This is a genomic window from Streptomyces sp. NPDC023838, assembly GCF_040639555.1.
In the GTDB taxonomy this organism is placed as follows: Bacteria; Actinomycetota; Actinomycetes; order Streptomycetales; family Streptomycetaceae; genus Streptomyces.
The window spans coordinates 1-11,688 of sequence record NZ_JBFAAD010000057.1 but is presented as its reverse complement, the minus strand read 5'-3'; the positions used below and the strand labels follow the sequence as shown (position 1 = coordinate 11,688).

At 70.4% G+C, this 11,688-nt stretch carries 11 protein-coding genes, 1 pseudogene and 1 riboswitch; of the genes and pseudogenes, 10 read left to right on the top strand and 2 right to left on the bottom strand.

Translation table 11 applies throughout. The features are described 5' to 3' along the window. Positions 1-80 precede the first annotated feature (80 nt). Complete coding sequence (locus tag AB0G17_RS35675; protein WP_361391925.1) at positions 81-638, top strand: helix-turn-helix domain-containing protein; 558 nt, start codon at positions 81-83, stop codon at positions 636-638. A gap of 40 nt (positions 639-678) precedes the next feature. Here AB0G17_RS35675 and AB0G17_RS35670 read toward each other — a convergent pair. Both AB0G17_RS35670 and AB0G17_RS35665 read right to left on the bottom strand, forming a co-directional pair. Beyond that, a pseudogene (locus AB0G17_RS35670) lies at positions 679-897 on the bottom strand (hypothetical protein); the annotation flags it as partial. 2 nt (positions 898-899) lie between these two features. Further along, entirely contained in the window at positions 900-1,454 is a 555-nt protein-coding gene (locus AB0G17_RS35665) for a M23 family metallopeptidase (RefSeq protein ID WP_361391878.1), read from the bottom strand. Between the two features lie 288 nt (positions 1,455-1,742). Between AB0G17_RS35665 and rpsB the strand changes: the two genes are divergently transcribed. From rpsB to AB0G17_RS35620, 9 genes are all read left to right on the top strand, one after another. Further along, positions 1,743-2,654, top strand: coding sequence for a 30S ribosomal protein S2 (gene rpsB, locus AB0G17_RS35660; RefSeq protein ID WP_361391875.1), 912 nt, complete (start codon positions 1,743-1,745; stop codon positions 2,652-2,654). 131 nt (positions 2,655-2,785) lie between these two features. Continuing rightward, positions 2,786-3,622 (top strand): translation elongation factor Ts, encoded by an 837-nt coding sequence (gene tsf / locus AB0G17_RS35655; protein ID WP_329401960.1) that lies wholly within the window; start codon positions 2,786-2,788, stop codon positions 3,620-3,622. A gap of 169 nt (positions 3,623-3,791) precedes the next feature. Then, a complete protein-coding gene (pyrH, locus tag AB0G17_RS35650) occupies positions 3,792-4,571 on the top strand; it encodes a UMP kinase (protein WP_361391872.1) in 780 nt (259 codons plus the stop codon). A gap of 118 nt (positions 4,572-4,689) precedes the next feature. After that, positions 4,690-5,247: a ribosome recycling factor gene (gene frr, locus AB0G17_RS35645; RefSeq protein ID WP_266984297.1), complete on the top strand. Its 558-nt coding sequence runs from the start codon at positions 4,690-4,692 to the stop codon at positions 5,245-5,247. Further along, positions 5,247-6,371 (top strand): phosphatidate cytidylyltransferase, encoded by a 1,125-nt coding sequence (locus AB0G17_RS35640; protein ID WP_361391869.1) that lies wholly within the window; start codon positions 5,247-5,249, stop codon positions 6,369-6,371. Before frr ends, AB0G17_RS35640 begins: the two co-directional genes overlap by 1 nt. A 103-nt stretch (positions 6,372-6,474) precedes the next feature. Continuing rightward, positions 6,475-7,581, top strand: a complete 1,107-nt coding sequence (rlmN, locus tag AB0G17_RS35635; protein ID WP_361391866.1) for a 23S rRNA (adenine(2503)-C(2))-methyltransferase RlmN — start codon at positions 6,475-6,477, stop codon at positions 7,579-7,581. A gap of 17 nt (positions 7,582-7,598) precedes the next feature. Next, positions 7,599-7,708: riboswitch (TPP riboswitch) on the top strand. Positions 7,709-7,789: 81 nt separating this feature from the next. Continuing rightward, positions 7,790-8,884 (top strand): thiamine ABC transporter substrate-binding protein, encoded by a 1,095-nt coding sequence (locus tag AB0G17_RS35630; RefSeq protein WP_361391863.1) that lies wholly within the window; start codon positions 7,790-7,792, stop codon positions 8,882-8,884. A gap of 53 nt (positions 8,885-8,937) precedes the next feature. Next, a complete protein-coding gene (locus AB0G17_RS35625; RefSeq protein WP_361391922.1) occupies positions 8,938-10,548 on the top strand; it encodes an iron ABC transporter permease in 1,611 nt (536 codons plus the stop codon). Next, positions 10,548-11,588 (top strand): ABC transporter ATP-binding protein, encoded by a 1,041-nt coding sequence (locus AB0G17_RS35620; RefSeq protein ID WP_361391860.1) that lies wholly within the window; start codon positions 10,548-10,550, stop codon positions 11,586-11,588. The genes AB0G17_RS35625 and AB0G17_RS35620 overlap by 1 nt, the downstream gene beginning before the upstream one ends. The last annotated feature ends 100 nt before the right edge of the window (positions 11,589-11,688 follow it).

Here is an 11,688-nt window from a genome sequence, read left to right as displayed (position 1 = left end):
CATCACCCCGGAAAATCGCCCCTCCGCGGATCCCACCCCAGCCTTACAGTGGAGCGGTGCCAAGGATTCGAGCGGCCTCAGTGGCCGAGCACCGCGCCATGCAGCGCGCCGCCCTGCTGGACGCCGCACGCTCCCTGCTGTCCCACGGCGGCACCGACGCCCTGACCTTCCCGGCCCTGGCCGAACGCACCGGGCTCGCCCGATCCTCCGTGTACGAGTACTTCCGCTCCCGGGCCGCCGTCGTCGAAGAGCTCTGCTCCGTCGACTTCCCGCAGTGGGCGGCCGACATCGAAGCCGCCATGCAGCAGGCGGCCAGCCCCGAGGGGAAGGTCGAGGCATACGTACGCCGCCAGCTGGAGCTCGTCGGCGACCAGCGCCACCGCGCCGTCGTCGCCATCTCCGCCAGCGAGCTCGACGCCGGCGCCCGCGAGAAGATCCGCGCCGCCCACGGCGGCCTCATCGCCATGATCGTCGAAGCCCTCGCCGACCTCGGTCACACCCAGCCCCGCCTGGCCGCGATGCTCCTCCAGGGCGTCGTCGACACCGCCGTACGCCGCATCGAACTCGACGCAGCGGAAGACCCGACGACGATCACGGATGCGGCAGTGGCCATGGCCCTGCGAGGCGTAGTCGGCTGAGCGGGCACTGCCGTCCGCGACGGCGCGCCGTCGGCCGCGGTCACCTGACCTGCGGGTCTGTGAGGAGAACGACTCGATCGGCCTCGACGTCGAAGCCGAGCACCGGATGGCCGGAGTCGCCTTCCGGGTCCATCAGCACCGACTTGCCCAGCCGCCGGCCGATCTCCCGAAGGAAGCCGCAGAACACATCAAGTCGCTCCTGGCCCTGCAACTCCCGCAGGTCGACGTCAAAGTCGACTTCATCGGCGGCATGGAAACGGCTCACACCCCCCAAACCGGCAGCAGTCGCGCATGCCCGCCCCGCACCAATGCCAGCGGGTTCAGATACACCTCCCCCCGTTTCAGCCCCCAGTGCAGACACCCCTCCTCCTTGCAGTGGGCCGGTGCCGCCTCCTCGGTCTCCACGGTTGCCACGAGCTGCCCAGCCGCCACCCGCTCACCCACCCGGACCAGCGCCCGCACCGGCTCGTACGTCGTCCGCAGTGGTGGGCTTCCGGAGCCGTCCAGGGTGATCGTCAGGACACCCGTCCCCGCGACGGGGCCCGCGAAGGTCACCCGGCCCGCCGCCACCGCCCGGATCTCCGTCCCGGGTGGGGCCGCCAGGTCTACGCCGCGGTGGCCGGGGCCGTACGGCGTGGCGGGTGGGTTCCAGGTCCGTACGACCACGGGTGTCCCGGGGACCGGCCAGGGCCGGCCTCCCGTCCGAGCCGCCTCCCCGACCGCGGGTGGCGGTGCGGGCATCGCGGTCCGGGCGGGAGGCCCGGCTGAACCAGCCAGGGCCGCCGTCGCCAGTAGCCAGAGCAGTGTGCGGTGCATGCGGGAAATGATCCCGGGACGCGGGGATTCGCGATGATCATGGGCCGGGGCTGTGGACAACGGGCTCGTTGTGGACAGTGGCGTCACCCGGCACGGTGAGGGTCCCGTACACTTCTTGTGGCGATCCGGGTCACCGGGTCGACTTCGCACGCCCCGCCGGTGGTCCAGACCATCGGCCGCGCCTCTCGGTCCTTCACCTGTCAACGGTGTGGGGCACGGCGCATCGGGGCGTCAGGCGCGGCAGCCGCCCGGCAGCCGCGATAACCGAGTACCTCAAGGAGTACGGCCATGGCCGTCGTCACGATGCGGGAGCTGCTGGAAAGCGGCGTCCACTTCGGTCACCAGACCCGTCGCTGGAACCCGAAGATGAAGCGCTTCATCTTCACCGAGCGCAACGGCATCTACATCATCGACCTGCTCCAGTCGCTGTCGTACATCGACCGCGCCTACGAGTTCGTCAAGGAGACCGTCGCGCACGGCGGCTCCATCATGTTCGTCGGTACGAAGAAGCAGGCTCAGGAAGCCATCGCGGAGCAGGCGACGCGCGTGGGCATGCCCTACGTGAACCAGCGCTGGCTCGGCGGCATGCTGACCAACTTCTCCACCGTCTACAAGCGTCTGCAGCGCCTCAAGGAGCTCGAGCAGATCGACTTCGAGGACGTCGCGGCCTCGGGTCTCACCAAGAAGGAGCTCCTGGTCCTCTCGCGCGAGAAGGCCAAGCTGGAGAAGACCCTCGGTGGTATCCGCGAGATGTCGAAGGTTCCCAGCGCCGTCTGGATCGTCGACACCAAGAAGGAGCACATCGCCGTCGGTGAGGCGCGCAAGCTCCACATCCCGGTCGTCGCGATCCTCGACACGAACTGTGACCCCGACGAGGTCGACTACAAGATCCCGGGCAACGACGACGCGATCCGTTCCGTCACCCTGCTCACCCGCGTGATCGCCGACGCCGTCGCCGAGGGCCTCATCGCCCGTTCCGGCGTCGCCACCGGTGACTCGAAGCCGGGCGAGAAGGCCGCCGGCGAGCCGCTCGCCGAGTGGGAGCGCGACCTGCTCGAGGGCGACAAGAAGGCCGACGAGGCCGAGGCCCCCGCCGCCGAGGCCGCTCCGGCCGCCGAGGCCGAGGCCGAGAAGCCGGCCGAGGACGCTGCGGAGGCTCCGGCCGCCGAGGCCCCGGCCGCGGACGCCGAGCAGGCCTGACCTTCACGGTCTTCGCTGCGGCGGTGACGGCGGGGGCGCACGTTGTGCCCCCGCCGTCATCCCGTAGCCCCGTAGATCTTCCGTAGATCTTTCAGACTTCGAGTCAGACTTCGAGAGAGAAACACAGACTCATGGCGAACTACACCGCCGCTGACGTCAAGAAGCTCCGTGAGCTCACCGGCGCCGGCATGATGGACTGCAAGAAGGCGCTGGACGAGGCCGAGGGCAACGTCGACAAGGCCGTCGAGGCGCTGCGCATCAAGGGCCAGAAGGGCGTCGCCAAGCGCGAGGGCCGTTCCGCCGAGAACGGCGCGGTCGTCTCCCTCCTCGCCGAGGACAACACCTCCGGTGTCCTCCTCGAGCTGAAGTGCGAGACGGACTTCGTCGCCAAGGGTGACAAGTTCCAGGCCACCGCCGCCGCGCTCGCCGCGCACGTCGCCAAGACCTCCCCGGCCGACCTGGAGGCGCTGCTCGCCTCCGAGATCGAGGCCGGCAAGACCGTCCAGGCGTACGTCGACGAGGCCAACGCCAACCTCGGCGAGAAGATCGTCCTGGACCGCTTCGCGCAGTACGCCGACGGCTTCGTCTTCGCGTACATGCACCGCACCATGCCCGACCTGCCGCCGCAGATCGGTGTCCTGGTCGAGCTGGACAAGGCCGACGCCGACGTCGCCAAGGGCATCGCCCAGCACATCGCCGCGTTCGCGCCGAAGTGGCTGTCCCGCGAGGACGTCCCGGCCGAGGTCGTCGAGACCGAGCGCCGTGTCGCCGAGGAGACCACGCGCGCCGAGGGCAAGCCCGAGGCCGCGCTGCCGAAGATCGTCGAGGGTCGCGTCAACGGCTTCTTCAAGGACGCCACGCTCCTTGGCCAGCCGTACGCGCTCGACAACAAGAAGTCGGTCCAGAAGGTTCTGGACGAGGCCGGTGTCACCCTGAAGCGCTTCACGCGCATCAAGGTCGGCATCTGAGTCCGTCCGGCGATCGACGGAAGACCCGGCTGGGACCAGCTAGGGTCTGAGGCAGTCGTCGTTCGCGCTCGCGACGGACGACCGCAGATCTGACGAGGAGGCCATTGCCGCTCAGGGACACAGCACCCACCGGCAATGGCCTTCTTCGTATGTGTACGAGGAGATCCCCATGAATCAGGGCGCGGACGCCGCCACTCAGGCTGACCACAAGCGCGACGACGGCAAGGTGACCGGGCGCTTCATGCTGAAGCTCTCCGGTGAGGCGTTCGCCGGCGGAGGGGGTCTCGGCGTGGACCCCGACGTCGTGCACGCCATGGCCCGCGAGATCGCCAATGTCGTACGGGACGGCGCGCAGATCGCCGTCGTCATCGGCGGCGGCAACTTCTTCCGCGGAGCCGAGCTCCAGCAGCGCGGCATGGACCGGGCGCGCTCCGACTACATGGGCATGCTCGGCACGGTCATGAACTGCCTCGCTCTCCAGGACTTCCTGGAGAAGGAGGGCATCGACTCCCGGGTCCAGACGGCCATCACGATGGGCCAGGTCGCGGAGCCGTACATCCCGCTGCGCGCCGTGCGCCACCTGGAGAAGGGACGCGTCGTCATCTTCGGCGCGGGCATGGGCATGCCGTACTTCTCCACCGACACCACGGCCGCCCAGCGCGCCCTGGAGATCGACGCCGAGGCCATGCTGATGGGCAAGAACGGGGTGGACGGGGTCTACGACTCCGACCCCCGCGTCAACCCGGACGCCGTGAAGTTCGACGCGCTGGAGTACGGCGAGGTCATCACCCGCGACCTGAAGGTGGCGGACATGACGGCCATCACCCTCTGCCGCGACAACAACCTCCCCATCCTGGTCTTCGAACTGCTCGCCGAGGGCAATATCGCGCGCGCGGTCAAGGGTGAGAAGATCGGCACGCTCGTGAGCGACCAGGGCACCCGGGCCTGACCGGGGGATGGACAATCCCCTGACGGTCGGACACCGTGCAGGGAAAGACGCGGGTTACGCAGGGCCGTTGAGCACCCGACGGAACTCCCGGCCCACTCAAGACATGCAGGAGCAAGTGGTGATCGAAGAAATCCTCCTCGAAGCCGAGGAGAAGATGGAGAAGGCCGTCGTGGTCGCCAAGGAGGACTTCGCCGCGATTCGCACCGGCCGTGCGCACCCGGCGATGTTCAACAAGATCGTGGCCGACTACTACGGTGCGCTGACGCCGATCAACCAGCTGGCCTCGTTCTCGGTGCCCGAGCCGCGCATGGCCGTGGTGACCCCGTTCGACAAGAGCGCGCTGCGCAACATCGAGCAGGCGATCCGCGACTCGGACCTGGGCGTCAACCCGAGCAACGACGGCTCCATCATCCGGGTGACGTTCCCGGAGCTGACGGAGGAGCGCCGCCGGGACTACATCAAGGTCGCCCGGACCAAGGCCGAGGACTCCAAGGTGTCGATCCGCTCCGTGCGCCGCAAGGCCAAGGACGCCCTCGACAAGCTGGTCAAGGACAAGGAGACCGGCGAGGACGAGGTCCGCCGTGCGGAGAAGGAGCTCGACGACACCACCGCGAAGTACGTCGCGCAGGTGGACGAGCTGCTCAAGCACAAGGAAGCAGAGCTGCTAGAGGTCTGATGAACGACTCTTCCTGGGGGGCTCCGCCGCGACCCGAGCACTGGGGGCCACCCGACCAGGGGCCTTCCCAGGAGGTGCCTTCGGCGGGGGCTGCCTACGATGCGTATGACGCCCCGTCCCGTACGCAGCCGATGCCCGTCGTGCACCACACGGGCAGAGAAGCCGCCGCAGACCTTGAAGAACGTGACCGGGGGGCCGCTCGGGTGAGCGGTCCCCTGTTCCGCGAAGAGACGCCGCAGGAGCCCATGCCCAGCTCGGTACCACCTTCGACTCCGCCGCAGCCGCAGCGGCCCGCGCAGCCGGAGAAGAAGCGGGCGGGGCGCGACCTGCGGGCCGCGATAGGGGTCGGCGTCGGGCTCGGCGCGGTGATCCTGGCCTCGCTGTTCGTCGTCAAGGCCGTCTTCGTCGGCGTGATCGCCGTGGCGGTCGTCGTCGGCCTGTGGGAGCTCACCTCCCGGCTCGACGAGCGCAAGGGCGTCAAGGCGCCGCTGGTGCCGCTCGCGGTGGGCGGCGCGGCGATGGTCGTCGCCGGCTACGCGCGCGGTGCCGAGGGCGCCTGGGTGGCGATGGCGCTGACCTCGCTGGCGGTGTTGGTGTGGCGGATGACAGAGAAGCCCGAGGGTTATCTGAAAGATGTCACCGCCGGTGTCTTCGCGGCGTTCTACGTGCCGTTCCTGGCGACGTTCGTGGCGATGATGCTGAGTGCCGACGACGGGCCGTGGCGGGTCTTCGTCTTCCTGCTGCTGACCGTGGTCAGCGACACCGGCGCGTACGCGATCGGCTGGCGCTTCGGCAAGACCAAGCTGGCGCCGCGCATCAGCCCCGGCAAGACCCGTGAGGGCCTGGCCGGTGCGGTGACGTTCGCGATGGTGGCGGGGGCGCTGTGCATGCACTTCCTCATCGACGACGGCCAGTGGTGGCAGGGCCTGCTGCTCGGCCTCGCGGTCGCGGTGAGCGCCACGCTCGGCGACCTCGGCGAGTCGATGATCAAGCGGGACCTGGGCATCAAGGACATGGGCACGCTGCTGCCCGGCCACGGCGGCATCATGGACCGCCTGGACTCCCTGCTGCCCACGGCACCGGTGGTGTGGCTGCTGCTGGTGATCTTCGTCGGTGGTGGCTGACCGACCGTTCCACCAGGCGCTGACCTGCTGTTTCAGCGGTCGGGGGCTCGTTGTCCACAGGGCGGCGGGCCCCTTTCCGTATGTCTGCGACACTGGTAACACCATGCCGAAGCCCGGAGAACTCACTTTCGTCGCCCCCCGCGGAGCCAAGAAGCCGCCGCGGCACCTCGCCGACCTCTCGCCCGCCGAGCGGAAAGAGGCTGTCGCCGCGATCGGCGAGAAGCCGTTCCGCGCCAAGCAGCTCTCGCAGCACTACTTCGCGCGGTACGCGCACGACCCGGCCCAGTGGACCGACATCCCCGCGGGCGCGCGCGTCCGGCTCCAGGAGGAGCTGCTGCCGGACCTGATGTCGGTGGTGCGGCACATCTCGTGCGACGACGACACCACCCGCAAGACGCTGTGGCGGCTGCACGACGGGACGCTCGTGGAGTCGGTCCTGATGCGCTACCCCGACCGGGTGACGATGTGCATCTCCTCGCAGGCCGGCTGCGGCATGAACTGCCCGTTCTGCGCGACCGGCCAGGCGGGCCTGGACCGCAACCTGTCGACCGCCGAGATCGTGCACCAGATCGTCGACGGCATGCGCGCGCTGCGCGACGGCGAGGTCCCCGGCGGCCCGGCGCGCCTGTCGAACATCGTCTTCATGGGCATGGGCGAGCCGCTCGCCAACTACAAGCGGGTCGTGGGCGCCATCCGCCGCCTCACCGACCCCGAGCCCGACGGGCTGGGCCTGTCCCAGCGCGGCATCACCGTCTCCACCGTCGGCCTGGTCCCCGCCATGCACCGCTTCGCCGACGAGGGCTTCAAGTGCCGCCTCGCCGTGTCGCTGCACGCGCCGGACGACGAGCTGCGCGACACCCTGGTCCCGGTCAACACCCGCTGGAAGGTCCGCGAGGTCCTGGACGCGGCGTGGGAGTACGCGGAGAAGTCGGGCAGGCGCATCTCGATCGAGTACGCGCTGATCCGCGACATCAACGACCAGGCCTGGCGCGGTGACCTGCTCGGCCGCCTCCTCAAGGGCAAGCGCGTCCACGTCAACCTGATCCCGCTGAACCCGACGCCGGGCTCGAAGTGGACCGCCTCGCGCCCCGAGGACGAGAAGGCGTTCGTCGAGGCCATCGCGGCCCACGGAGTGCCGGTCACCGTCCGGGACACCCGTGGCCAGGAGATCGACGGAGCGTGCGGACAGCTCGCCGCGACCGAGAGGTAGTCTGGGCTCGAAATTGCATATTCCGACAGGGGAGCGCCACAGCGCTGAGAGTGCGACACCGTCAGGTCGCAGACCCTCTGAACCTCGCCCAGGTCATTCTGGGTAGGAAGTTCGGTCATCACTCAAGCTGTTGCGCCCTGCTCGCACGACCCGCCGTCGTACGGGCAGGGCCGCGTCTCTTCCTGGTCACACCAGGAGGATCACCACCATGCGCAGTACCAAGAAGATGGCGGCCGGCGCGCTCGCCGCCGCCCTCGGGGTCAGTACGCTCGCCGCGTGCGGCGGCAAGGACGAGGGCGCCAAGTCCGACGGCGGCACCAAGTCCAAGACCGTCACGCTGGTCAGCCACGACTCGTTCGCCGCCTCCGACGCGGTGCTCAAGGAGTTCACCGCGCAGACCGGCTACACCGTCAAGGTCCTCAAGAGCGGCGACGCGGGCGCGGCCCTCAACCAGGAGATCCTCACCAAGGGCTCCCCGCGCGGCGACGTCTTCTTCGGCGTCGACAACACCCTGCTCTCGCGCGCCCTCGACAACGGGATCTTCACCCCGTACGAGGCGAAGGGCCTCGCCGCCGTCCCCGCGGCCGTCCAGCTCGACAAGGGCAAGCACCGGGTCACGCCGATCGACACCGGCGACATCTGCGTCAACTACGACAAGAAGTACTTCGCGGACAAGAAGCTCACCCCGCCGAGCTCCTTCGCCGACCTGATCAAGCCCGAGTACAAGAACCTGCTGGTCACCGAGAACGCGGCGACCTCCTCGCCGGGCCTGGGCTTCCTGCTCGGCAGCGCCGCCCAGTACGGCGACGAGGGCTGGCAGGACTACTGGAAGAAGCTCAAGGACAACGGCGTCAAGGTCGTCGACGGCTGGGAGCAGGCCTACAACCAGGACTTCTCCGGCTCGGCCGGCGGCAAGAAGGCCAAGGGGGAGCGCCCGCTGGTCGTCTCCTACGCCTCCAGCCCGCCCGTCGAGGTCCTGTACGCCAAGCCGCAGCCCACCGAGGCCCCCACCGGGGTCGCCACCGGCACCTGCTTCCGCCAGACCGAGTTCGCGGGGCTCCTCAAGGGCGCCAGGAACGAGGCGGGCGGCAAGGCGCTCCTCGACTTCCTGATCTCCAAGAAGTTCCAGGAGGACATGCCGCTCAACATGTTCGTGAACCCGGTGCTGGGGGACGCCAAGCTGCCCGAGCTGTTCACCAAGTTCGGCGCCACGGTCACCGAGACGCACGACGTCGCTCCGGAGAAGATCTCCAAGAACCGTGAGCAGTGGGTCAAGACGTGGTCCTCGCTCGTGCTGAAGTAAGCCGCACGCCCCGCGCGAAGAAGGCGCGCGCGAACGCGGTGCGGCTCGGCCTGATGGCCCTGCCGCTCGCGTTCTTCGCGCTCTTCTTCGCCTGGCCCGTGGCCGCGATCGTCGGCCGCGGGCTGCGCGTCGACGGCGTCTGGCACCTCGGCCGGATCGGCGAGGTGATCACCGAGCCGGACATCGGGCACGTGCTGTGGTTCACCACCTGGCAGGCGCTCGCCTCCACCGCGCTCACGCTGCTGATCGCGCTCCCCGGCGCGTATGTCTTCGCGCGCTTCGACTTCCCCGGCCGGCACCTGCTGAGGGCCGTCGTCACGGTCCCCTTCGTGCTGCCCACGGTCGTCGTCGGCACCGCCTTCCTCGCGCTGCTCGGCCGGGGCGGGCTGCTGGACGAGCTGTGGGGCGTACGCCTGGACACCACGGTGTGGGCGATCCTGCTGGCGCACGTCTTCTTCAACTACGCCGTCGTCGTACGGACCGTCGGCGGCCTGTGGGCCCAGCTCGACCCGCGCCAGGAGGAGGCCGCCCGGGTCCTCGGCGCCTCACGGTTCGCGGCCTGGCGCACGGTGACCCTGCCCGCGCTCGGCCCGGCCGTCGCGGCCGCCGCGCTGATGGTCTTCCTCTTCACCTTCACCTCCTTCGGCGTCGTCCAGATCCTCGGCGGCCCGACCTTCTCCACACTCGAAGTGGAGATCTACCGCCAGACCGCCCAGCTCCTCGACCTGCCGACCGCGGCGGTCCTGACCATCGTCCAGTTCGCCGCGGTCGGCGCGGTCCTGGCCGTGCACGCCTGGACGGTACGGCGGCGCGAGAGCGCCCTGAAGCTGGTCGATCCCGCGCGGACGGCCCGGCGCCCGCGCGGCGCGGGCCAGTGGACGCTGCTCGCGGCGGTGCTCGCCGTGGTGGTCGTGCTGATCCTGCTGCCGCTGGGCGTGCTGGTCGCCCGCTCCCTGGACACTCCCGACGGCTATGGCTTCGGCTACTTCCGCTCCCTCCAGTCGGTGGGGCAGGGCGGCACGTTCCTGGTGCCGCCGCTGGAGGCGGTGTGGAACTCCGTGCAGTACGCGCTCGCCGCGACCGGGATCGCGCTGGCCATCGGGGGACTCGCCGCCGCGGCCCTCACCCGGCGCGGAGGACGCCTGGTCAGAGGCTTCGACGCGCTCCTGATGCTGCCGCTGGGAGTGTCGGCGGTGACGGTCGGCTTCGGCTTCCTGATCACCCTGGACCGGCCGCCGCTGGACCTGCGCACCTCCTGGATCCTGGTGCCGCTGGCCCAGGCGCTGGTGGGCGTGCCGTTCGTCGTACGGACCATGCTTCCCGTACTGCGCGCGGTCGACGGGCGGCTGCGCGAGGCGGCCGCCGTGCTCGGCGCGTCCCCGCTCCGCGTGTGGCGGGAGGTGGACCTGCCGCTGGTGCGGCGGGCGCTGCTGATCGCGGCGGGGTTCGCGTTCGCCGTCTCGCTCGGTGAGTTCGGCGCGACCGTGTTCATCGCCCGCCCCGACCGCCCCACCCTGCCGGTCGCGGTGGCCCGCCTGCTCGGCCGGGCCGGGGACCTCAACTACGGCCAGGCGATGGCGCTCAGCACGATCCTGATGGTGGTGTGCGCGGCGTCCCTGCTCCTCCTCGAACGTATTCGCACAGACCGGACCGGAGAATTCTGATGCTGAAGCTCGACGGGGTGACGGTCCGGTTCGGCGAGCGGGCCGCGCTCGACGCGGTCGACCTGGAGGTCGCCGAGCACGAGACGGTGTGCGTGCTCGGGCCGAGCGGCAGCGGCAAGTCCACGCTGCTGCGGGTGGTCGCGGGGCTCCAGCCGGTCGACGCGGGGCGGGTACTGCTCGGCGGCGCCGACCAGGGCGGGGTGCCGGTGCACCGCCGGGGCGTCGGCCTGATGTTCCAGGACCACCAGCTGTTCCCGCAGCGGGACGTGGCCGGGAACGTGTCGTTCGGCCTGCGCATGCGCGGTGTTCCGCGCGCCCGGCAGGCCGACCGCGTCGCGGAGTTGCTGGAGCTCGTGGGGCTGCCGGGGGCCGGGCGGCGGGCGGTGGCGTCGCTCTCCGGCGGCGAGCAGCAGCGCGTCGCCCTCGCGCGGGCGCTGGCCCCCGAGCCGCGACTGCTGATGCTCGACGAGCCGCTGGGGCAGCTGGACCGTACGCTGCGGGAGCGGCTGGTGGTCGAACTGCGTTCCCTGTTCGGCCGGTTGGGTACGACGGTGCTGGCCGTGACGCACGACCAGGGCGAGGCGTTCGCGCTCGCCGACCGGGTCGTGGTGATGCGGGACGGCCGCATCGCGCAGACCGGTACGCCGCTCGACGTCTGGCAGCGGCCGGCCTCCGAGTTCGTGGCGCGCTTCCTCGGGTTCGAGAACGTGGTGGCGGCGACGGTGTCGGGGTCGGTGGCGTCCACGGAGTGGGGGAAGGTGCCGGTGCCGGCGGGCTCGGCGCAGGGTGCGGTACGTCTTCTGGTCCGGCCCGCGGGGGTCCGGCTGCTTCCGGTGGACGAGGGGCTGCGGTGCGAGGTGGAGGCCCGGACGTTCCGGGGCAACCACGTCGCGCTGCGCCTGCGGCCGCGGTCCGGGGCGGTTCTGGAGGCGGAGTGCGGGTTGCGGGACGCGCCGGGGGTGGGGGAGTTGGTGGGGGTGGGGTTTGTCGGGGCGGACGTGGTGGTCCTGGGGGTGAGCCCCTCCCCGCCCCTTCCCTAAACCCTCCGGGGGTGGGGGGTGGGCCGAGGTGGTCTCGCGGGGGGGGGGGGCCCCCCCCCCCCGGGGGGGGGGGGGGGGGGCTGCCACCGCGGTACAACCA

Coding starts and splice junctions, on each gene's coding strand:
- AB0G17_RS35665 (WP_361391878.1), bottom strand. CDS start 1,454: ATGCACCGCACACTGCTCTGGCTACTGGCGACGGCGGCCCTGGCTGGT.
- rpsB (WP_361391875.1), top strand. CDS start 1,743: ATGGCCGTCGTCACGATGCGGGAGCTGCTGGAAAGCGGCGTCCACTTC.
- tsf (WP_329401960.1), top strand. CDS start 2,786: ATGGCGAACTACACCGCCGCTGACGTCAAGAAGCTCCGTGAGCTCACC.
- pyrH (WP_361391872.1), top strand. CDS start 3,792: ATGAATCAGGGCGCGGACGCCGCCACTCAGGCTGACCACAAGCGCGAC.
- AB0G17_RS35640 (WP_361391869.1), top strand. CDS start 5,247: ATGAACGACTCTTCCTGGGGGGCTCCGCCGCGACCCGAGCACTGGGGG.
- rlmN (WP_361391866.1), top strand. CDS start 6,475: ATGCCGAAGCCCGGAGAACTCACTTTCGTCGCCCCCCGCGGAGCCAAG.
- AB0G17_RS35630 (WP_361391863.1), top strand. CDS start 7,790: ATGCGCAGTACCAAGAAGATGGCGGCCGGCGCGCTCGCCGCCGCCCTC.
- AB0G17_RS35625 (WP_361391922.1), top strand. CDS start 8,938: ATGGCCCTGCCGCTCGCGTTCTTCGCGCTCTTCTTCGCCTGGCCCGTG.
- AB0G17_RS35620 (WP_361391860.1), top strand. CDS start 10,548: ATGCTGAAGCTCGACGGGGTGACGGTCCGGTTCGGCGAGCGGGCCGCG.